The sequence below is a fragment of the Phytoamicus setariae genome (assembly GCF_016722925.1).
In the GTDB taxonomy this organism is placed as follows: domain Bacteria; phylum Pseudomonadota; class Alphaproteobacteria; order Rhizobiales; family Rhizobiaceae; genus Rhizobium_E; species Rhizobium_E setariae.
This window is the reverse complement of sequence record NZ_JAEQNC010000022.1, coordinates 38,205-59,478: the sequence shown is the minus strand read 5'-3', so window position 1 is coordinate 59,478 and position 21,274 is coordinate 38,205. Positions and strand designations below refer to the sequence as shown.

The 21,274-nt window shown below is 58.7% G+C and carries 15 protein-coding genes and 1 tRNA gene; 12 read left to right on the top strand and 4 right to left on the bottom strand.

Annotated features, from left to right (window positions below; genetic code table 11):
* Window positions 1-217: 217 nt before the first annotated feature.
* On the top strand, window positions 218-511 hold the full coding sequence (locus JJB09_RS25385; RefSeq protein WP_201663900.1) for a GYD domain-containing protein: 294 nt from the start codon (window positions 218-220) through the stop codon (window positions 509-511).
* Window positions 512-587: 76 nt separating this feature from the next.
* On the opposite strand, the gene scpC is transcribed toward JJB09_RS25385, so the two are convergent.
* Window positions 588-2,102 (bottom strand): succinyl-CoA:acetate CoA-transferase ScpC, encoded by a 1,515-nt coding sequence (scpC, locus tag JJB09_RS25380; protein ID WP_201663899.1) that lies wholly within the window; start codon window positions 2,100-2,102, stop codon window positions 588-590.
* A gap of 320 nt (window positions 2,103-2,422) precedes the next feature.
* Between scpC and JJB09_RS25375 the strand changes: the two genes are divergently transcribed.
* Window positions 2,423-2,785 carry a hypothetical protein gene (locus JJB09_RS25375; protein WP_201663898.1) on the top strand — a complete coding sequence of 121 codons (363 nt, stop codon included), beginning with the start codon at window positions 2,423-2,425 and terminating at the stop codon, window positions 2,783-2,785.
* 91 nt (window positions 2,786-2,876) lie between these two features.
* Here JJB09_RS25375 and JJB09_RS25370 read toward each other — a convergent pair whose 3' ends face one another.
* Window positions 2,877-3,617, bottom strand: coding sequence for an SIMPL domain-containing protein (locus JJB09_RS25370; RefSeq protein WP_201663897.1), 741 nt, complete (start codon window positions 3,615-3,617; stop codon window positions 2,877-2,879).
* 141 nt (window positions 3,618-3,758) lie between these two features.
* Between JJB09_RS25370 and JJB09_RS25365 the strand changes: the two genes are divergently transcribed.
* Window positions 3,759-3,834, top strand: a tRNA-Ile gene (locus tag JJB09_RS25365).
* A 251-nt stretch (window positions 3,835-4,085) separates the two neighbouring features.
* Here the strand turns inward: JJB09_RS25365 and JJB09_RS25360 are convergent.
* The gene (locus JJB09_RS25360; protein WP_201663896.1) at window positions 4,086-7,733 is read right to left on the bottom strand and encodes a putative Ig domain-containing protein; all 3,648 of its coding nucleotides are present in this window, start codon (window positions 7,731-7,733) and stop codon (window positions 4,086-4,088) included.
* A gap of 426 nt (window positions 7,734-8,159) precedes the next feature.
* On the opposite strand from JJB09_RS25360, the gene JJB09_RS25355 reads away from it, so the two are divergent.
* The 9 genes from JJB09_RS25355 (at window position 8,160) to JJB09_RS25315 (ending at window position 18,982) form a co-directional block, all read left to right on the top strand.
* Window positions 8,160-9,251, top strand: a complete 1,092-nt coding sequence (locus JJB09_RS25355) for an ABC transporter ATP-binding protein (protein WP_201663895.1) — start codon at window positions 8,160-8,162, stop codon at window positions 9,249-9,251.
* 3 nt (window positions 9,252-9,254) lie between these two features.
* Window positions 9,255-10,175, top strand: a complete 921-nt coding sequence (locus JJB09_RS25350) for an ABC transporter permease (protein ID WP_201663894.1) — start codon at window positions 9,255-9,257, stop codon at window positions 10,173-10,175.
* Between the two features lie 75 nt (window positions 10,176-10,250).
* Window positions 10,251-11,063 carry an ABC transporter permease gene (locus tag JJB09_RS25345; RefSeq protein ID WP_201663893.1) on the top strand — a complete coding sequence of 271 codons (813 nt, stop codon included), beginning with the start codon at window positions 10,251-10,253 and terminating at the stop codon, window positions 11,061-11,063.
* Between the two features lie 41 nt (window positions 11,064-11,104).
* Window positions 11,105-12,139, top strand: coding sequence for an extracellular solute-binding protein (locus tag JJB09_RS25340; RefSeq protein ID WP_201663892.1), 1,035 nt, complete (start codon window positions 11,105-11,107; stop codon window positions 12,137-12,139).
* Window positions 12,140-12,257: 118 nt separating this feature from the next.
* On the top strand, window positions 12,258-13,685 hold the full coding sequence (locus JJB09_RS25335; RefSeq protein ID WP_201663891.1) for an amidase: 1,428 nt from the start codon (window positions 12,258-12,260) through the stop codon (window positions 13,683-13,685).
* 241 nt (window positions 13,686-13,926) lie between these two features.
* Window positions 13,927-14,580 carry a TetR/AcrR family transcriptional regulator gene (locus JJB09_RS25330; RefSeq protein ID WP_201663890.1) on the top strand — a complete coding sequence of 218 codons (654 nt, stop codon included), beginning with the start codon at window positions 13,927-13,929 and terminating at the stop codon, window positions 14,578-14,580.
* A 305-nt stretch (window positions 14,581-14,885) separates the two neighbouring features.
* Window positions 14,886-15,869 carry a D-alanine--D-alanine ligase family protein gene (locus JJB09_RS25325; protein ID WP_201663889.1) on the top strand — a complete coding sequence of 328 codons (984 nt, stop codon included), beginning with the start codon at window positions 14,886-14,888 and terminating at the stop codon, window positions 15,867-15,869.
* Window positions 15,870-15,998: 129 nt separating this feature from the next.
* Complete coding sequence (locus JJB09_RS25320; RefSeq protein WP_201663888.1) at window positions 15,999-17,837, top strand: adenylate/guanylate cyclase domain-containing protein; 1,839 nt, start codon at window positions 15,999-16,001, stop codon at window positions 17,835-17,837.
* A gap of 362 nt (window positions 17,838-18,199) precedes the next feature.
* Entirely contained in the window at window positions 18,200-18,982 is a 783-nt protein-coding gene (locus JJB09_RS25315; RefSeq protein ID WP_201663887.1) for a tetratricopeptide repeat protein, read from the top strand.
* 53 nt (window positions 18,983-19,035) lie between these two features.
* Here the strand turns inward: JJB09_RS25315 and JJB09_RS25310 are convergent, their stop codons facing one another.
* Complete coding sequence (locus tag JJB09_RS25310) at window positions 19,036-20,700, bottom strand: alpha/beta hydrolase (protein WP_201663886.1); 1,665 nt, start codon at window positions 20,698-20,700, stop codon at window positions 19,036-19,038.
* Window positions 20,701-21,274: the final 574 nt, after the last annotated feature.

Genomic DNA, 21,274 nt, shown 5'->3' with positions numbered 1-21,274 from the left:
TCGACAAAGCTTCCGACTTTGCCGACCTCTTTAATCGTAGCTACTAATCTATAGCAAAACCGCTTCTAGCGGTTCAAGCGCAGCGTTTCAAACCTCCACCTTTGGTGGAGGTCATGACTTTGGCCGTTTGCTAGCTGCTACCGATAGGCGTAATGTCTCCATGGGTGCGGAATTGGAGCAGCGCGCTCACGGTGGGGCGCTGCACAGGAGAAATGCCATGACCACCTACATCATCATGCTGAACTGGACCGAGCAGGGCGTGAAGAATCTCCGTGAATCGCCCAAGCGTCTCGATGCAGCCAAGAAAGCCCTGGAAGCGATGGGCGGATCGTTCAGGGATTTCTACCTGACTATGGGAGATTGCGACATGGTGGCTGTCTGCGAAGCCCCTGACGATGCCGTGATGGCACGCTTCGGGCTGACATTGGCGATGGGCGGCAACGTCAGAAGCCGCACCATGAAGGCATTTCCTGAGAAAGCCTACCGGGAACTGATCGGCACGTTGAGCTGACGGTCACCGGATAACGACAAGCCCGGTCACGGCAACGGACCGGGCTTGCTTGTCTGTAGCATTGATGCGTCCGGGCTCAGCCGAGCATCGTCCCGGTTTCGACATAGCGCTGGTGCCAGGACAAGGCCTCGTTCAGCAGCGAGGGCGACTGAAGGCCATAGGATCCCTTTAGGGCTCGCGCATAATAGTCCTTGAGTGCAGGCCGATAGTCCGGATGCGCGCAATTTGCGATGATCACCTCCGCCCGCTGCTTGGGCGACAGTCCGCGCAGGTCGGCCAGACCCTGTTCGGTGACGAGCACCTGCACGTCCTGGGTAATGTGATCGACATGGCTTGCCTGCGGCACGATGGCCGAGATCTTGCCCCCCTTGGCCGTCGATGGCGTCATGAAGATCGAGACATAGGCATTGCGGGCAAAGTCGCCCGAGCCGCCGATGCCGTTCTGGATGCGAGAACCCATCACATGAGTGGAATTGACGTTGCCGTAGATATCGGCCTCAATCAGACCGTTCATTGCCAGGCAGCCCAGGCGGCGGATCAGTTCCGGATGGTTGCTGATTTCCTGCGGCCGGAGGATCATCTTGTCGCGGTAGCGCCCCATATCCGCATTGAGCGTGGCGGCGGCTTCCGGGCTCAGGGAGAATGCCGTGGCCGAGGCCATGCGTAGCTTGCCGGCATCGAGCAGGTCAAGCATGCCATCCTGAATGACTTCCGTGAATGCCGTCATGTTTTCGAACGGCCCGTCGACAAGGCCGGTGAGCACGGCGTTGGCGATGTTGCCGACCCCGGACTGAAGCGGCAACAGCGATTGGGGCAGGCGCCCCTTGGCGACTTCGTGGCCGAAGAATTCGAGCAGGTGGCCAGCGATAGCATGGGCCACCGCATCGGGCGGGTTGAACGGCAAGTTGCGGTCGGGCGCATCCGTTTCGACGATCGCCACGATTTTTTCGATATCGCAATGGAACACCGTGTCACCAATGCGGTCGTCGGCGCGGACGAGCGGTATCGGCACGCGATGCGGCGGCAACGCGGTGCCGTAGTAGATATCATGCATGCCTTCGAGGGCCGGATTTTGCCAGCTGTTGACCTCGAGGATGATCTGGTCGGCGCGGTCGAGCCATGTCTTGTTGTTGCCAATCGAGGAGGAGGGGATCAGCGTGCCGTCGGGGCGGATGCCGGAGACTTCCACCACTGCCGTGTCGAGGGGGCCGAGAAAGCCCTGCCAGGCCATCGGCGCCACCTGGCTGAGATGCATGTCGAAATATTCCATTTCGCCACGGTTGATCTTTTCGCGGGCGATGGGATCGGAGTTGTAGGGCAGGCGAAACTCTATGCCGTCGGCCTTGGCGAGCGCTCCGTCGAGTTCTGGGCCGGTCGAGGCACCGGTCCAGACCCGCAGGCGGAATGGATTGCCGGCCGCGTGCTCGGCCTCGATACGGGCGGCCAGCGCCATCGGCACCTTCTTGGGATAACCGGAACCGGTAAAGCCGCTCATGCCGACTGTGGAACCTGACTTGATCAGCGAGGCGGCATCCTCCGCACTCATGATCTTGGAGCGCAGCCGCTCCGCCCCTATCCTGGTCTTGCTCATTCTTCTTTCACCCTGTCACGCTGGCGAGGAGCCACTTTAGACCTCGTTGATAGACCTTCCGACCATGCAATCCAATAATACCAAGGGCTATTTTCAACGCAAAAGCGGCAATCTTTCGCGTTGAGGCGGGTAAGCCTGGTCAATTCCAGAGGTGCCGCCAAAGGCGCAAATCCAATTGCGTTAAAGTCGCGTTCATCATCCTGAACGCCACCTGAACGTGGGGTTCCGAAATCGTTCAGCCTTGCTGTCCTAATTTGAGATCAACGCTTTGAAGCGAGACAATAGTCTTCGAAGCCAGAAAGAATATCAGGAGAGCAGATATGACCAATTTCATCACCAAAGCCGTCCTTGCAACCCTCGTAGGCCTTGGTGCCATGGGCGCCACCAGCCAGGCCAATGCCGGCTCGGTCGATGTCGATGTGCGTATTCGCGCACCGCATGTGCATGTCCGTCCGCCGGTCGTCGTCGTCCGCCCGGCTTATGTTCGTCCGCCGGTGGTGGTGGTGCGTCCGGGCTACGGCCGTTGCCAGCAGGGCCTTGCACTGCAGAAGGCTGCCAATCGGGGCATGAACCGCGTCGCCATTAGCAATGTCGGTCCGAACCGCGTCGTGGTTTCCGGCAAGATCCGGGGCACATGGGCCAAGATGTACTTCGCCAACGTGCGCGGCTGCCCACGCCTCTAACGAGTTCGCTCATCCGCCACGTCTCCCCACCCCCTGTCATGACGGATAGCGCACAAGCCCTCCATGGTGTGAACCATGGAGGGCTTTTCATTTACTGCTTGATGGCGAAGGTTACGTTGACGTTGACCGTATAGGTGTTTTCACCGGCGGCGACCGGCACCGAATCGGCGGCCTCCTTGGCCATCGACATGCGCATGACCGGGCCGGGGCCCGGGCGCGAGGTGTTTTCGGTGATCTCGACGATGCGCCCAAGATTGACGCTGGCCGATTCGGCGATCGTCCTGGCCTTGGCGATCGCATTCTTGACCGCGGTCTTGCGTGCGGTATCGATGGCGCTCGCGGGATCGGTGTTGGTGAACTGGATGTCGCCGCCCTGGTTGACGCCGAGTGTCACGGACTTGTCGAGGATGTCGCCCAGCTTGGCTAGCTCGCGCACACGGATCGTCAGTGCGTTGTTGACCGTGTATCCCGTGAGTTCCGGGGTCTTGGGGGTGCCGTCCGGATTCTCCGGATAGGCGTATTGCGGCTGGATGGAGAAGCCGGATGTCTGCAAATCCTTCTCGGCAATGCCATCGTCCTTCAGTGCCTTGAGAACCGCAGCCATTGCGGTGTTGTTGGCGTCGAGCGCTTCGCGCGCCGACTTGGCGGTCTTGGACACGCCCAGCGTGACAATGGCAAGGTCAGGTGCCGCGGTAGCGTCCGCTTCACCCATGACAATGATGGTGGCTTCTCTCGGCATTGTAGCCTCGGCATGTGCGGGAGATGGCAGGGGCAGGGTAACAGTGCCGGCAAGCAGAACGGCGGCAAGGGCGAGAGATGGTGCGAAACGCATGTTTCCTCCTGAAATTGTGGAATGCAATCCATGACAATCGATTGTGCAGCTTTTGCGGCGAACGCTTGCGGCGTCGAATAAATTCCGCTAGAGCCTTTGCCACGACGCATGACCATTGCATCAACCGCTTCTACGCGGTCCGGGCCTGTAGCTCAATGGTTAGAGCCGGCGGCTCATAACCGCTTGGTTGGGGGTTCGAGTCCCTCCGGGCCCACCACTATTCTTTAAAATCAAAGACTTGGACCTTGGAGTCCCCTGGTGGGACATCCAAGGGAGACATGGCGCTGTTGAACCCGGCCTATCTGGTCAAGTCGCAGAGCGGCATGTTCCATCTGTGCTGACCGTTGCCGAAGCAGCTTCATTCATAGGACAGCCTCACCACCAAGCTTTCGCTGCATGCTCTGGACAGACGCAAGGCGTTGCTGTTGTCCTTTTGCATTCAGCACTGCGGCTCAACAGGAGGTCCAGTCAAAAAATGAAGACGTCCCTGCTGAGATCGCCCGTGTCGATACCCAATAGAACAAGCTTGGAGTCGTCCGCTGCCGTTATGATCAGGTCATCACCGCGCATTTCCAGATGGTTCTTCATCAGATCCTGAAAGCCGGCAATTCCAACCGCGCCTGAGAGGTCAATGATGTCGCCCTCGCCAGGATGGAAATCGCTTATCACATCGTGGCCGTATTTCTTGCCAAAAACAAAGGTATCAGCGCCAGGGCCGCCTGCGAGTCTGTCATTGCCGATGCCTCCATCCAGATAATCGTTACCGCGGCCGCCGCGTAACACATCATTGCCGCCTTTCCCCAGAATCTGATCGTTGCCAATCCCGCCTTTCAGGTGATTGCTGGAGCCATCCCCGATGAGCTTTTGCGGCTCATTCTTCAAATCCCCGAGCTCGATCGTGAACGTTTCGTCCCTGAACGCACCTGCGGAGTCCGTCACACGCACAACGATGTCATGTGTTGGTTTTTTCTCGAAATCCAGTCTGGCGCCTTCGGCAACCACCAGCATGCCATCGACAATTTCGAAACGGCCACCCGGATTTTTCACCAATGAGAAAGTCAGGGCGTCATCGACGTCCATATCAACGGCCGTAAGCATCCCGATGACCGTTCCGTTCGCAGAGTTCTCGGCAATCCGATTGCTGGAAAGAGCGATGCTCGTCGGCACATCATTTTCGTTCTCGACCTTGAGTTTGAATACATCGGACGTGCTGCTGCGCAGGTCAGATGCCGTCACCTTCACCTGGATTTCGCCAACGTCGCCATTTGTCGGGGTGCCGGAAAACGACTGCGTTGCCGAATCGAACACCAGCCAGGACGGCAGGCCGCCTCCGTCGGCAAGCGTTGCACTGTAGCGCAACGCATCTCCATCCGTATCGATGAAAGTGCCCGCCGGCAGCGTGAAGCTGAAGGGCGAATCTTCACTCACTATCTGGTCGGTAATGGCAATCGCCTGGGTCGGCGGCGCATTGGCGGTAATGACTGGAACCGCAACATTGGAGACGGTTACGCCATTGCCGGTGAGGTCGGCGGTGACGACAGCCGGATCGGCGCCGTTGGCCCAGTCCTCAGTGGCGGCAAGATTGAACGTTGTGCCGCCGGTACTCGACGGGCCGTTCTTGTTCAGGATCAGCGATAGTCCAGCCTTGTCGGAGGCACTCAGCGACAGGGTGAAGCTGGTGGCGCTGGTGATCTCGACATTGGCGGTGTCCGTCAGGGCGTAGGTCGCGCCGCCTTCACCCGTCAGGATAAATTTGTTTGCTATGATGTCGTTGCCTGGCTCTGCCGATTTCGTGAAGCCGATGCCGGTGACGGTCAGTGTGCCCGTCGAAGCGTCGTAGGTGGCCGAGGTGATTTCGGGAGCCAGAACATTGGAGACGGTTACGCCGTTGCCGGTGAGGTCGGCGGTGACGACAGCCGGATCGGCGCCGTTGGCCCAATCTTCGCCGGCGGCAAGATTGAACGTCGTGCCGCCGGTGCTCGCCGTGCCGTTCTTGTTCAGGATCAGCGATAGTCCGGCCTTGTCGGTGGCACTCAGCGACAGGGTGAAGCTGGTGGCGCTGGTGATCTCGGCATTGGCCGTGTCCGTCAGGGTGTAGGTTGCGCCGCCTTCACCCGTCAGGGTGAACATGCTGGCCTGGATGTCGTTGTCTGCTCCGCTGAGTTTCGTGAAGCCGGTGCCGATGACCACCAGAGCGCCCGTCGTTGCACTGTAGATGGCGGAGGTGATGGTTGGAACCGCAACATTGGAAACGGCAATGCCATTGCCGGTGAGATCGGCGGTGACGACAGCCGGATCGGCGCCGTTGGCCCAATCCTCGACCGCTGAAATGTTGTACGTCGTGGTGCCGGTGCTCGATGTGCCGTTCTTGTTGAGGATCTGCGATATTGCGGCCTTGTCGGTGGCACTCAACGACAGGGTGAAGCTGGTGCCGCTGGTGATCTCGACATTGGCCGTGTCCGTCAGGGAGTAGGTCGCGCCGCCTTCGCCCGTCAGGGTAAGTTTGTTTGCTATGATGTCGTTGGCTGCCCCTGCATATTTCGTGAAGCCAGTGCCAGTGACGGTCAGCGCGCCCGTCGTTGCGTCGTATGTGGCGGAGGTGATGGTTGGAACCGCAACACTGGAGACGGTAATGCCATTGCCGGTGAGGTCGGCGGTGACGACAGCCGGATCGGCGCCGTTGGCCCAATCCTCGACCGCTGAAATGTTGTACGTCGTGGTGCCGGTGCTCGATGTGCCGTTCTTGTTGAGGATCTGCGATATTGCGGCCTTGTCGGTGGCACTCAACGACAGGGTGAAGCTGGTGCCGCTGGTGATCTCGACATTGGCCGTGTCCGTCAGGGAGTAGGTCGCGCCGCCTTCGCCCGTCAGGGTAAGTTTGTTTGCTATGATGTCGTTGGCTGCCCCTGCATATTTCGTGAAGCCAGTGCCAGTGACGGTTAGCGCGCCCGTCGTTGCACTGTAGATGGCCGAGGTGATGGCCGGAACAGGGACATTGGAAACGCTAATGGCATTGCCGGTGAGGTCGGCGGTGACGACAGCCGGATCGGCGCCGTTGGCCCAATCTTCGCCGGCGGCAAGATTGAATGTCGTGCTGCCGGTGCTCGCCGTGCCGTTCTTGTTGAGGATCTGCAATATTGCGGCCCGGTCTGTGGCACTCAACGACAGGGTGAAGCTAGTGCCGCTGGTGATGTCGACATTGGCCGTGTCCGTCAGGGCGTAGGTCGCGCCGCCTTCGCCGGTCAGGGTGAACTTGTTTGCTATGATGTCGTTGGCTGCCCCTGCATATTTCGTGAAGCCGGTGCCGGTGACGGTCAGGGTGCCTGTTGATGCGTCGTAGGTGGCCGAGGTGATGGTGGGAACCGCAACATTGGAGACGGTTACGCCATTGCTGGCGACGTCGGCGGTGACGACCGCCGGATCGGCGCCGTTGGCCCAGTCTTCGCCGGCGGCAAGATTGAATGTCGTGCCGCCGGTGCTCGACGTGCCACTCTTGTTGAAGATCTGCTCTAGCCCGGCCCGGTCTGTGGCACTCAACGACAGGGTAAAGCTGGTGGCGCTGGTGATCTCGGCATTGGCCGTGTTCGTCAGGGTGTAGGTCGCGCTGCCTTCACCCGTCAGGGTAAATTTGTTTGCCAGGATGTCGTTGCTTGCTCCGGACCGCGACAAGAAACCTGTGCCGGTGACGGTCAGGGTGCCTGTGGATGCGTCGTAGGTGGCCGAGGTGATGGTGGGAACCGGAATATTGGAAACGGTAATGCCATTGCCGGAGATGTCTGCGCTCTCGTTCGCCTGAGCAGCGTCCCGGGCCCAACCTTCGCCGGCGGCAAGATTGTACGTCGTTGCGCCCGTGCTCGCCATGCCGTTGCTGTTGAGGATTTGCGATAGTGCGAGTTTGTCGAGGGCACCCAACGACAGCGTGAAACTGGTGCTGCTGGTGATCTCGACATTGGCCGTGTCCGTCAGGGTGTAGGTCGCGCCGCCTTCACCCCACAGGGTAAACTTGCTTGCGATGATGTCGTTTGCAGCGCCGTCAAAGCCGACAAAACCAGTGCCTAGGACTGTCAGAAGACCGGTGGCGGCGTCGTAGGTTGCGGATGTGATTTGGGCTGGCATAAAGGTCTCCAAAACCAGATGTGGCGTGAGCCTTCCACAGTCCGAAAAAATGCCGCACGAAAGGAGCGGGCGCTGGCAAAGAAATTATTCGAAAAGGCACACTTAAATTGTTGCGATCATTCTGGAGTTGAAATCTTTAGGCGCCGTTAAAATTGTCCCGAACATCAGGATCTAGCACGGGGGCGCCCGCTAATTGCTCGGCCGGGCCGTTACCAGGCGGCCTTCATGCCTTCCACTGTGCAACCGTGAAGAAGGGGCGTTTCAGCCAACGAAATAGCCCTCCGAATTCGAAGAGTGAAATGTAGAAACAGCCTCAAAATCATATTGACTAACTAAATAGTAAAAAATAGTCTCGACCTTGCAGATCAGTTGGCCAGCCGACGTCCCGCCGGTGAATGGCCACGAAAGAGCGCGAGGGGAAGCGTTTTGACAGCCACTCAGTCCGCCATCGAGGCGAAGAGCGTAACCAGGATTTTTCAATCAGCCGGCCTGGAGCCGGTCACGGCACTCGACGATGTTTCGGTCAAAATCCGAGAGAACGAATTTTTCACGCTGCTTGGGCCTTCCGGCTGCGGAAAGACGACGTTGCTCAGGTTGATCGCTGGCTTTGACTTTCCGACCGACGGAGAAATCCTGCTTCACGGTCAGGACATAGCCCCACTTCCACCATTCAAGCGGCCGGTCAACACGGTGTTCCAGAGCTACGCCCTGTTTCCGCATATGACGGTGGGGCAGAACATCAGCTTCGGGCTCGAAATGCTCGGCAGGCCGAAGGCGGAGATCGAGGCACGCGTCGATGCGATGTTGAAGCTGGTCCATATGCAGGACCTGAAGAACAGGCGCACGAGTCAGATTTCCGGCGGCCAGCAGCAGCGCGTAGCGCTGGCCCGCGCGCTGGCCCCGCAACCGAAAGTGCTGTTGCTCGACGAGCCGCTCTCGGCGCTGGACTACAAGCTGCGCAAGGAAATGCAGATCGAGCTGAAGCGGCTGCAGGCCGAGACCGGCATCACCTTCATCTTCGTTACTCATGACCAGGAAGAGGCACTGACGATGTCGGACCGCATCGCGGTCATGTCGGCGGGCAAGATCCTTCAGGTGGGGTCGCCCTGGGCAATCTACGACCGTCCGGCCGACCGCTTCGTTGCCGATTTCATCGGTGAAACGAATTTCCTGATAGCCCAGGTCAACAGCATCGATGACGGCAAGGCAAGCGTGACGCTGAGCTCGGGAGCAAACATTTCCGCCACAGTCGCGGAAGGTTTTACGCCGAACAGCAAGGCCACGGTCGTTGTGCGGCCGGAACATGCCAAGCTCGTCAAAAGCGCGGGCGACATGACGGGTGTGGTCGACAACATCGTCTACTTCGGCACCGACACGCATATCCAGGTCCGGTTGAGCGATGGCGCGCCCTTCACGGTGCGTCAGCAGAACAAGCGCAATGGGGGCTGCGGCTTCGAGAAGGGCGAACATGTCGGCATTAGGATCGACAGCGACGCTGCCCAAGTCCTCAAGGATTGAACGATGGGAACCGCAAAGGAAGTCATCGAAAAAGCCGAACGCGCCGATATCCGCTCACGTTGGCTGCTGTCGGCACCGGCCCTTCTCATCATCCTGTTTGCTGCGGTAGGTCCGCTGCTGATCGTGGTGGTCTATTCGTTCCTGACACCTGGCACTTATGGGGACGTAAAGTGGGAATTCTCGACAGACGCCTGGACCAGCGTGGTTCTGGAGCGAGATCTGTTCGACGACACCTTGTCTTTCGCCGACGCCAACCTGTCGATCTTCTGGCGTTCGATCAAGCTCTCAATCGGCACCACCATCCTGACATTGATCGTCGGATTTCCGACGGCTTACTTCATCACCACCCGGCCGGAGCGAACCCGTGACATCTGGCTGTTCCTGATCACGATTCCTTTCTGGACGAATGTCCTGATCCGGACATTCGCCATTCAGGAAGTCATTCGCAATGATGGTGCGATCAATACCTTGCTCGTCGCGACTGGGGTTACCGACCAGCCCTTCCAGCTCATGTACACCGATTTTGCCGTCATGCTCGGCATGATCTACGTGTTCCTTCCACTGATGGTTCTGCCGCTCTACGCCAGTATGGAGAAAATCGATTTCCGCCTCGTCGAAGCAGCTTACGATCTCTACGCATCACGGTTCCAGGTGCTTCGACGCGTGATCATCCCGCTGGTGAAGCCGGGAATTATTGCGGGCTCGATCCTGGTCTTCATTCCCTCGCTTGGCGCTTATGTGACGCCACGGGTGATGGGCGGCGGCTCCAACCTGATGATCGGCAATCTGATCGAATTGCAGTTCGGCCAGGGGCGGAACTGGCCGCTCGGCGCGTCCCTGTCAATTACGTTGATGGTGATCGTCATGATCGTGCTGATGCTGTTTTCGCGCAACTCCAGCAAATCGGGTGCGGGTCATGGTTAGCACAGATGACAACCTCGTCCGCTTATCCGGATCCCACGATCCGGTCACCAATACCATTTGGCGGAGGCGCTCGACATGGCTGTAAATCGCACGGGCGGATTCGATGTAAAGCAGCAGGGCGGCTTTACCTTCGTGGCAGCATTCTGCTTCTTTGCCCTCTACGTCCCGATTGCCGTGCTGGTCATTTTCGCCTTCAACGACAACAACTCCACCGCCATATGGAAAGGGTTCTCAACGCGCTGGTTTGAAGCGGCATGGAACAATCAGCAGGTTATCGAAGCCGCGATACGTTCGATCCAGATCGCGACGGTAGCCGCGGTTCTTGCGACGATCACCGCGACAATGGCCGCGATCGCAACGACTCGGACGAAACCCTATCGCGGTCTGCGGTTCAAGTATGCGTTCATCAACCAGCCGCTGATCGTGCCGGAGATCGTACTCGCAGTAGCGCTTCTCATTTTCTTTTCCAGGATCAAGCTGGCGACTGGCTACAATGGTCTGGGCTACCTGATCGCGGCGCATACGGCGTTCTGTATTCCGTTCGCCTATCTGCCGATCAGGGCGCGCTTGGAAAATATGGACCTGTCTCTCGAGATTGCGGCGGCCGATCTCTATGCCACCCCTTGGCAATGCTTCCGCAGGGTGACGTTGCCCTTGCTCTGGCCTGGGGTGATTGCGGGACTGATGCTTTCATTCGTGGTCTCGCTCGATGACGTCGTCATCACCGAATTCATCAAGTCCGGTGGTCAGGAAACCCTGCCTACCTACATGCTTGGCCAACTGCGAAGGATGGTCACGCCGGAAGTCAATGCGATCTCGACGGTGTTCCTGCTGCTGTCGATCGGGATTGTCACCATCTTTTTCTTCGTCAGCAGAAAACGGACCTGAGGCCGCCGGCCTTCAGGCTCAAAACCAACGGGAGGACTATCATGGACTGGAGGACGACTGCGGCTACGGCCGCCCTGATGATGCTCACTTCGACTGGCGTCGCCTTTGCCGACGGGGTGCTCAATATCTACACGTGGGGAAACTATACCAGCCCGGAACTCATCAAGAAGTTCGAGGAAACCTATAAGATCAAGGTAAGCATCACGGATTTCGATTCCAACGAAACGGCACTTGCAAAGGTCCGGCAGGGCGGTCACGGGTTTGATATCGTCGTGCCATCTGCAAGCGTAGTCCCGATCTGGATCGCGGAAGGCATGTTGCTGGAAACGCGCCCCGACCAGATGGAAAACTTCAAGAACGTAGATCCCAGATGGGTCGACGTGGCATTCGATCCGGGTCGCAAATATACGGTACCGTGGCAATGGGGCACGACGGGCATATCGGTCAACACTTCGGTCTATTCCGGGGACCCGAACACCTCGGCGATCTTTCTCGATCCACCCCCTGAACTCGTCGGCAAGATCAATGTCTTGCCGGAACTGGGCGATATCCTCTACCTGACAATCAAATATTTCGGCGGCGAATTTTGCAGCGACGACAAGCAAGTCCTGAGGAAGGTGCGTGACAAGCTGGTGGAGGCGAAGCCTAAATGGCTCTCTCTCGACTATGCTGCGGTCGATGGGCTCGGCAGAGGCGATGTCGCAGCTGGCGTGAACTGGAACGGCGCCTCGCTGCGACAAAGGATACAGAACGACAAAATCGTCTACGGCTATCCGAAGGAGGGCTATCCGATCTTCATGGACAACGTCGCCGTTCTCAAGGATGCCAAGAACGTCGATAACGCCAAGCTCTTCCAGAACTTCATCATGGATCCGGAGAATGCCGCGATGATTTCCGCCTTCGCGCGCTATGCGAACGGGATCAAGGGTTCGGAGGCATTCATGCCCGAGGATATGAAGACCGCGACGGAAATCAATGTTCCGGCCGATATGGTCGCCAAGGGCGAGTTCATGCCCACGTGCCCGGAAAACGTCCGCAACATGTACACCAAGATCTGGACGGATGTGATGAAATAGCTCGCATGCGCCAAACCCGGCGCAGAACCGCCGGGTCTATCTGAGCGCCACGACCGGAGCCGGTCACACACCATCTGACAATTGCAAATGCGATCGCTGCTATCGCAGGAGAATAATTATGTCCAATTCCGACCTTTGCTACATGCCCGCGCACGAGGCGCTGCAACTTTTCAAGACAAAGAAGCTATCTCCCGTCGAGCTGATGCAGGCGACGATTGACCGTGCCGAAGCAACGAAAGAGACGATCAACTGCCTGACCTTCACCCATTTTGATGAAGCGATGGACCTGGCACGCAAGGCAGAGGCGAAATATGCCAAGGGAGCCAAAACCGGCGCCCTGGAAGGCCTGCCGATCGGCATCAAAGATGAGAGCTACATTAAGGGCAAGCCGACGTCACACGGCTCACTGCTGTCAAAGGACAAAATCAGCGGACACACATCGACCGGCAATGAGCGCATCATGAAGGCGGGTGGTATCATACATGCCCGCACGGCGACGCCCGAATTTTGCTGCGCGGGCATTACCTGGTCCAAGCGCTGGGGTGTCAGTCGCAATCCATGGAACCCGGATTTCACCACGGGCGGTTCATCCGGCGGCGCCGGGGCAACGTTGTCGGCGGGCACATCGTCAATCGCGACCGGTTCGGATATTGGCGGATCGATCCGCATACCGGCGGCGGCCTGCGGGGTTGTGGGTTTCAAACCACCTTATGGGCGCAATCCTGACGAGCCTCCCTTCAATCTCGACTTCTATTGCCATACCGGGCCGCTGGCGCGAAACGTCAAGGACGCAATCATGCTGCAAAACGTCATGGCCGGCCCCAGTCCGCTGGACATCGCGACGTTGCGGCCGAAGCTGCGCTTGCCGCTTGAATACAAACCGATCAATGGCTGGAAGATTGCGTTCTCCATGGATCTCGGGTCCTTCGAGGTGGACGACGACGTGCGCAAGAATACATTGGCGGCATGCGATGTGTTCCGTTCGCTGGGCGCCACGGTAGAGGAGGTCGATCTCGGCTGGGGTGATGAGGTTCTGACTTCGGGCATGGCCTATCTGGAGCATCTGTTCGGAGCCTCGTTGGCGCCGCTGCTTGACGACCACGCAGACGACATGACGAGCTACGCACGAGCGTTCGCGGAGGGCGGAAACAAGTCGAAGGCCGCTGACTTTGTCGCCACGCTTGAGGTTGCGGCCCAGATGTACATGACCCTCGGTCCGATGCTGGAGAAATACGATGTGTTGATCTGCCCAACCAATGCGCTTGCCGCGGTGCCGGCGGAGTTCGATCACACCAAAGACACGCTCGAGATCAACGGCAAAAGCGTCAATCCGTCGCTCGGTTGGGCGATGACCACGCCGTTCAACATGGTGAGCCGTTGTCCGGTTCTTTCGGTGCCATCGGGCCGTGCGGCCAACGGTGTGCCGACTGGGATCCAGATTGTCGGTCGCAGCTACTCCGACGCCGACGTGTTCCGCGCCGCGATGGCTTATGAAACGGCGCAGGGTCAATGGTACAGGAGCGCTGAAACACGCCCGGCACTCTGACATCGGCAAGTCAGGCATTGTCACATTTGCGCCACGGGTTGCCCAGGGTTCCCCGTGGCGTGCAACAGGCTTTCCCCATGGCGCTTGATCCAATGCGACAAATGTGGTGAGTGCGCGATCAACGGATGAAGTACGGGAGCCGGAGCAGACTGGAGATTTCCATGCTCCAGAACCGAAATGAGGTCGGTGAATTAATGCGGGCGCGCGCGGCGGCCGCTGCACCGAGAACCGCAGGGTCGCAATGGCAGAGGTCAAGCGTTCACGGGGCAGCCAGACCCCCAAAGATGGGCGGCGCGAGCGTGGCGAAGCGAGCGTCCAGCGCATCATCGACGCGACAATAGAGCTCATCGCCGACGAAGGTCTGGCGCGGGTGACGATGCAGCGCATCGCCGAGCACGTCAATGGATCCACGGCGCTGGTGGTTTTCCATTTTGGCAGCAAGGAAAACCTCTTTCGTGCCGTATTGCAGTATCTCAGCGACCAGTATCATGCGTTATGGACGACGCTTGTGCATGCGCCAGGCTTGTCTGCTGTTCAGCGCCTGAAGGCAGCGGTTGAGTGCGCGCAGATTTTCGGGCGCCAGCATCCGAAGTGGGTTTCGGTGTTTGTCGTCTTTGCCAGCGACCGCAGAAGTATGCAGCTTTACCATGAGATCGGCCTGCCGGGCGATCTTGCCTACAATGCTGAAGCCACCGAATTGGTCGCCCAAATAGCGCGCGAGGGTGGTTATAGCGACATTGATCCGCGGGCGCTTGGCGAAGGCCTGAACTACCTGGTGCATGGCGCTTGGTTCTGGGATCACCTCTATGCGCCTGAGCGTGAAACCGACGTGCTTCGTAAGACCGTGCTTATGCTGTTGCATCAGGCGTTTCCCCGACATTTCGATCTCGCATAGACCGAATATCCATCATTCCGCCAGGGGATGAGCGCCAGTCATGTGAGTGGTGCTCTCAAGCCTAACTCTGTGCGTCGTTTTCCTCCGTGGCTATCGCCTAGTTAAATCGTCCTCGCGAGCGCAATACCTTTTTGGCGCGGCAGGGAGCATGCCTAATGCGAATTCGGGTGTTGCCGTCCTGACAGTCGAGCGTAAAGATCAGGAGCGACCGGGGCAGGGCAATCGGATGTAGGGTGAGAACGCCCACTTCCAGCATCCTCGGGCCGGTACGAAAAGTCCGTCAGGAAATGCGGGGTGGCCGAGCGATGAGGATTGGCATCACATTTGACCTGCGCGAAGACTACGCGAGAGAAGGATACGACGAGGAGCAGACGGCCGAGTTCGACGGTATCGAGACGATACTGTCCATTGAAAGCACGCTGCAGGCACTCGGTCATTCGACGGAGCGCATTGGCCAGGCGCACGCACTGACCCGACGCCTGCTTCACGGCGACCGCTGGGACATGGTCTTCAACATTGCCGAGGGAATGTACGGATTTGGCCGGCAGGCATTGGTGCCGACGCTACTGGATGCATATCAGATCCCGTACACGTTTTCCGATCCGCTCGCACTGACAGTCACACTTCACAAGGCGACGGCGAAGCGCATCGTTCGCGATAGCGGGATTCATACACCGGATTTCGGGGTTGTCGAAACTGCTGCCGATATTGCAGGTGTGGCCCTGCCGTTCCCGTTGTTCATCAAGCCGGTCGCGGAAGGAACGAGCAAGGGCATTTCCGCAGCCTCGAAAATCAGGAACTCGACAGAACTGCGAACCGGCTGCGAGCAGCTGCTGGCGCGCCACCGGCAGCCTGTGCTGGTCGAAACCTACTTGCCGGGTCGCGAATTCACCGTCGGGATACTGGGGACGGGGGCGGCCTCTCGCGCCATCGGCGTCATGGAGATCCAGCTGCAGGGCGGGCCGGAGCCTGAAATATACTCGTATGACAACAAAAAATACTACGAAGAGCGGGTTCTCGCGCAACTGGCGACCGACGCCACAGGCGATGCGGCAGCTCAGCTCGCGCTCGCCGCCTGGAAGGTGCTTGGCGGTCGCGATGGAGGTCGCGTCGATGTGCGCTGCGATGCCGAGGGCAACGTAAACTTCCTTGAGGCCAATCCGCTGGCAGGACTCCATCCCAAGGATTCGGATCTGCCGCTCTTGGGCCGCCTGACGGGGATGTCCTACGTTGCACTCATCGAGCAAATCGTTGCATCGGCGTCCAGTCGTACGATGGAAGTCCGTTGAGCAGCCGCTATTCCAGATCGCAAGGCGCAACCGCAACATGTCCGGATCTCTCCTTCGGTGTGAATCTCACGTCACGCGTGCTTTCTGCACTTGCCGAATGCGACTATGATGTGTGCGGGAGAGTGGTAGATGGAGCGCAGGCTTGTTACAATTCTCGCGGCAGACGCTGTTGGCTACAGCCGTCTGGTTGGGAAGGATGAGGACGCGGCTCTCGCCCTCTTCAGGCAATGTGCTGCGATTATCGCGGAACGGGTTCGGCTCCACAATGGTCGTGTGTTCGGCGGTGCCGGCGACAGCGTCGTTGCCGAATTCCAGAGCCCGGTCGAAGCGGTGCGTTGTGCCGTGGAAATCCAGGATCAACTTGCGCAAATGGAAGGCTCGCTGGCCGAAGATCGGCGGATGCTGTTTCGCGTCGGGCTGAACCTCGGCGATGCCGTGGTCGAGCATGACAATCTCCTCGGCGACGCGGTGAACGTTGCGGCACGTCTGGAGGGATTGTCCGAGCCGGGCGGCATTTGCGTTTCCGGTAGCCTCTACGAGCAGGTGAAGCATCTGCCGAACCTCTCGTTTCACAATCTCGGAACACGCAAACTGAAGAACATTCCGGTGCCGGTGCACGCCTATTCTGTCAGCTCCGCGAGTTACGGGGGGATGCGCAAGCGCGTCCCTCGATGGATGTGGGTGGCGGCTGCCGCCCTGCCGGTCTTTGTCACCTTTCCGATCTGGTGGACGCACGTGCCCGACGTTGACATCAAGGCCAGCACGGGCGCTAAACTGTCGTCGGCATCGCAGCCGTCGATAGCGGTCCTGCCGCTTGCCAATGTCAGCGGCAATCCTTCGCAGGAATACTTCAGCGACGGCATTACCAACGACATAACCAGCGACCTTTCGAAGTTCTCGGGGCTATTGGTGATTGCCAACAATTCGTCGGCAACGTTCAAAGGCAAACCGGCGAAAGTCCAGGACATCGGCTCAGCGCTCGGGGCGCGCTACGTTCTCGAGGGAACCGTGCAGAAGACGCCAGAGCGGCTGCGCATCAATGTTCAACTGATCGATGCCGCGGCTGGCTACCATGTCTGGGCCGAGCGGTACGACCGGGTACTCGGAGATACGTTCGTCGTTCAGGAAGACATCACCAAGAACATTGTGACGGCACTTGCGGTGAAGGTCACCGCCGCCGAGGAGCAGAGGTCCAGCCGGAAGCTGACCAAGAGCATGGACGCCTACGACTACTATTTGAAAGGCAAGCAAATCTGGGCGGATCCGAAGAAGGTCACGCCCGAGGGCAACGAGGAGGCGCGCCGGCTGTTTGAGCGCGCCATCGCGTTGGATCCGACCTATTCGGCGGCATATGCAGAGCTCTCATATGTCTATGTCAGGGAGTATCAGAATGGCTGGAGTGCGGATGGCACTGCGTCTCTGGAGAAAGCGGAGAAGTTCGCAGAGCAGGCATTGCAACTGAGTGACGATTTCGCCAGCCACTGGTACCTGGCGATCGTTGCCTGGAACCGGGGCAATTTCGACAAGAGTTTCCATGAATACGAGACCGCGCGCAAGATCAACCCCAACGATCCGGATCTTGCCGCCGACATGGCCGAGGCGCTGATTTACGGTGGCCAAGCCGAAAGGGCGATTGCGCAGATCAAGGACGCGATGGTCCGCAATCCAGATTTTCCCTACTGGTATTGGTGGAATCTCGGCCGCGCCTACTACATGGCCGGGCGTTATAACGAAGCCATCGACGCCATCGGCAGAATAAACTCCCCGCCCAACGATGTCCGGTTGATCACTGCCGCGAGTGAGGCCCAACTCGGCAACATAGCCTCGGCCAAAGCCATCATGGCTGAGTTCAGCAAAAATGACCCTGAATGGTCGATCGAGAAGTCCGCTGGTTACTATTATCGATTTGACGGCGATCGCCAGCATTGGACCGACGGATTGCGAAAGGCAGGGCTTAGGGAGAAGTGACTTCGTGCCCCAAAAGTTGCGACGTCAGTCAGCGATCCGAGAGCCGGAAATGCTCGTCATCCTTGCGTGTCTACCGATCGTGTTGACATTCTAACGAAATCAAGTGATCTTCTTAATATTAGTAAATTGGAATATGCATCCATGGCGCGTGTCCTTCTCTGGGGACGGCGTGAAAAGCCCTGACAGGCTCGCTTCGAGGCGAAGCGCATCGACTACGGCGAGCTGCAGGTGTGATCGATATCAGCAATTCCCATCGATAGTGCGTGTTTCAGACTACACAACTGGACCCAAGAGGAAGAGCGGACGCGTATCCTTCGCCGGAACGAATGCCGCGACGATACGTCAGCCAATGGGAGAACAACATGAGCGAGATCGCCCGAAACAATTGTCGCCTGGGGCGCCAGCAGGAGCTGACGCGGGAAGGGCATCAGATGGCCAAGGCGTGCTACCAACAAGCGATTGCGGACGACCCGAATTATTTGCCCGCGTTCGCGGAGTATTCCTATGTTCTGGTCCGAGAATTTCAGAACGCATGGGGCAACAACCGCTTGGCGGCGCTGGATGAAGCCAGAAGTCTGGCAGAGACGGCAGTTGCGTTGGGCGACGATCCGAGCAACGAGTCGCACAAAGACTTCAGAGGTCGCTGGTATCGCGCCATGGTCATGTGGAACCAGGGCGACTTCAACGGCAGCTTCGCGGAATATGAGGCAGCTCGCAAGCTCATCGACCCGAAGAGGATCGTTCAGGACAACGCCGACCTTGATGCTGATATGGCGGAAGCCTTTATCTATTTCGGCGATTCCAATCGTGCGATTACCTTGATCGAGGACGCCATGGTACGTTTCCCCGATTTCCCCTACTGGTACTGGTGGAATCTGGGCCGGGCCTACTACATGGTCGGGCGCTATCAGGACGCGATCGACGCGATTGCCAGGATTAGTTCGCCGCCCAACGACTGCCGACTTATTACGGCGGCGAGCAAGGCGCAGCTGGGAGATCCGGATGGGCAGAAGATAATGGCTGTTTTCAGCCAGAATGATCCCCATTGGACAATCGCGCAATCGGCCGCGTATCCCTATGGCAACGATACTGCCCGCCAGCACTGGCTCGATGGATTGCGGAAGGCCGGGTTGCGGGAAAATTGAGGTAAACCGCTGTTTCCCAGCAGCTGTATCGCATCAATGCATGGGGCGGCCAATCAGCCGCCCTTGCTCTCATCAAGATCCAGCATGTAATCGAAGTGCCGTTTCAGGCTCTCGACGTGATCCTGGTCGATGGTCGGCGCGGTCACGGCAATCCAGGCATCAATATAATGTTGGGGGGCGTAGACGTGGCCATACCCCATCGGCGACGTCGTGGCGATTGCCATGTCGAAGGCGAGCTGGAGCATGGTCAGCCCCGGAATCCAGACGATTCCAGGCGAGACATCCGGTCCCCGCGGGCTCTTCATCCAGTCCGGTTCGCGATAGGAAGAGCGAATGTCGAAGAATGTGATCGGATCGCTTGCATATTGAAGATAGACGATCCTCATCGCCCCCCAGGTCGCACCGGCAATATCGAGAGCATTTTTCTGGCTGGTGAAGCGAATGATGGAGCCGTCCCGGAAGCGCGGCAGCCAGGCTGGTGTTTGCGGATCGCGGTTGGCGGTCACCGAGGTCCACATGCGGCTGGCAAAGGGCGGGCCGCTCCAGAGTGCGCCCTGGAAAGGGTCTCCGACGATATCGAAGAAGTCCACCGACAATTGTGAATTGAGAGCGCCGAGGCTGAGGCCATAGAGGTAGAGCTTGGGACGCTTGTCGTGTGGCAGCGCTGTCCAGTGACGATAGACCTCGCGAAACAGCGCCTTGGCGGACTCGGCTCCATATTCCGGCTCGACCATGAGGGAAAGCCAGCTCGCCAGATAGGAATACTGAACCGCGACGCTGGCGACGTCGCCGTGATGCAGGTATTCGAGCGTATCGATCGCCGCTTCATCGACCCAACCCGTTCCTGTCGGAACCACCACGACCAGCAGGGGGCGAGAGAAGGCATCCTGCCGTTTCAGTTCCTCAAGTGCGAGTTTGGCCCTCTTGTCGATCGTATCGGTATTGTTGAGGCCGACATAGACCCGGACGGGCTTGCGTGCCGGTTCTTTCCAGAATGCCTCGATATCCGTTGCCGCTGGTCCTGACGCGATAAAGCTGCGGCCTTGCCGACCCAATCCGTCCCAGGCGACAAGCGAGGCTGAACTCCCGGTCTGGCCCGGGTCGAGCGGCATCGGCACCTTGTCCTCGATGAGGGCATCGACTTTCTGGAACGATGAATCAGCGACATGCAAGGCGGCCCGCAGCAGCACGCCTTCGACCGCCGACCAGAAGAGCGCGAGAGCGACGAAGCCGCCGACGACATTGGAGATCCTCGGCGGAACGAACTTTGCCAGCCAGCGGGAAACAGCCAGCCAGGTGAAATAGAACAGACGCCCGGCAATCAACGCGATGATGAAGATTAGGGCGGCGATCAGGGCGAGCTTGAACGGTTCGGCCGACTCGATCCGGTCCATGCCCCAGAGGCTGCGGATCGAATTCTGCCAGCCCGTGGAGAGCGAGATGAAATAAACCGAGATCAGCAGGCCGGCAGCGATCACGGCGGCTTTGACTGCCCTGGGTGCATCCCTCCAAACGGGCAGCTGCAGGTAGCCATACAGCCAGACCAGCCAAACCCCGAACAGATAGCCGATGGCGCTGCAGACACCTGAAAGTGCACCCTGGATCACGTAGGATCGAGGCATCAAGCTGGGTGTGAGCGAGGCGGCAAAGAAAAGAAACCCGAACAGCAGTCCTATGGTCGAGAGCGAACCGAACAGTCGCGAAATGCTGGACCTCATCGCAGCGGCCTGCCGCAAGGCAACTGGGCCGGGGGCATCTCGGCGCCTATGTCACGGCAACCGGCAAAGGCGGCGACGTCGGAGGAGTGGCGGTTGCGACCGGACGTCATCAGAATTTGCCCCACTTCAAAAAATCTACGGCAATCTAACTGCCCCGGCAGGACTGAAAAGCCGTATTACCCCAGAGGATAGCAATTGTGGGGCAACAATCAAGGCGATTGCCGACAGTCAGGATAAGCGCGGAAGGATGGGTGCTTGGCGTTTTGAGAGACACAAGTCGCGGGAGCGAGACTGGCGTTCGCTGAGTCTTGCCGTCGGCCGCAGTAGCGGCGGAGTATTGTCCGGGGAGGGGTCGTCATGATCCCCGGAATACACGCAAGTGCCGCGCAAACCGGGTGGTTAGTCGCAGATACTAGTGACGGTGCAGGCGAGAGCCGGACGGGTGGAGAGTTCGAAGGCGGATGCTCCAAGCGATAGCGCGACCATCGTAAAGAGCAGGAAGAATATGGCTTTCATTTCGGGTTGTCCTGGGTGCAGTTCGGTCCGCACGAAGCGGCATGTGTTGGTCCCACGC

Excerpts from the sequence above, each read along its gene's own strand:
- JJB09_RS25385 (WP_201663900.1), top strand. The coding sequence starts at position 218 with ATGACCACCTACATCATCATGCTGAACTGGACCGAGCAGGGCGTGAAG.
- scpC (WP_201663899.1), bottom strand. The coding sequence starts at position 2,102 with ATGAGCAAGACCAGGATAGGGGCGGAGCGGCTGCGCTCCAAGATCATG.
- JJB09_RS25375 (WP_201663898.1), top strand. The coding sequence starts at position 2,423 with ATGACCAATTTCATCACCAAAGCCGTCCTTGCAACCCTCGTAGGCCTT.
- JJB09_RS25370 (WP_201663897.1), bottom strand. The coding sequence starts at position 3,617 with ATGCGTTTCGCACCATCTCTCGCCCTTGCCGCCGTTCTGCTTGCCGGC.
- JJB09_RS25360 (WP_201663896.1), bottom strand. The coding sequence starts at position 7,733 with ATGCCAGCCCAAATCACATCCGCAACCTACGACGCCGCCACCGGTCTT.
- JJB09_RS25350 (WP_201663894.1), top strand. The coding sequence starts at position 9,255 with ATGGGAACCGCAAAGGAAGTCATCGAAAAAGCCGAACGCGCCGATATC.
- JJB09_RS25345 (WP_201663893.1), top strand. The coding sequence starts at position 10,251 with ATGGCTGTAAATCGCACGGGCGGATTCGATGTAAAGCAGCAGGGCGGC.
- JJB09_RS25340 (WP_201663892.1), top strand. The coding sequence starts at position 11,105 with ATGGACTGGAGGACGACTGCGGCTACGGCCGCCCTGATGATGCTCACT.
- JJB09_RS25335 (WP_201663891.1), top strand. The coding sequence starts at position 12,258 with ATGTCCAATTCCGACCTTTGCTACATGCCCGCGCACGAGGCGCTGCAA.
- JJB09_RS25330 (WP_201663890.1), top strand. The coding sequence starts at position 13,927 with ATGGCAGAGGTCAAGCGTTCACGGGGCAGCCAGACCCCCAAAGATGGG.
- JJB09_RS25325 (WP_201663889.1), top strand. The coding sequence starts at position 14,886 with ATGAGGATTGGCATCACATTTGACCTGCGCGAAGACTACGCGAGAGAA.
- JJB09_RS25320 (WP_201663888.1), top strand. The coding sequence starts at position 15,999 with ATGGAGCGCAGGCTTGTTACAATTCTCGCGGCAGACGCTGTTGGCTAC.
- JJB09_RS25315 (WP_201663887.1), top strand. The coding sequence starts at position 18,200 with ATGAGCGAGATCGCCCGAAACAATTGTCGCCTGGGGCGCCAGCAGGAG.
- JJB09_RS25310 (WP_201663886.1), bottom strand. The coding sequence starts at position 20,700 with ATGAGGTCCAGCATTTCGCGACTGTTCGGTTCGCTCTCGACCATAGGA.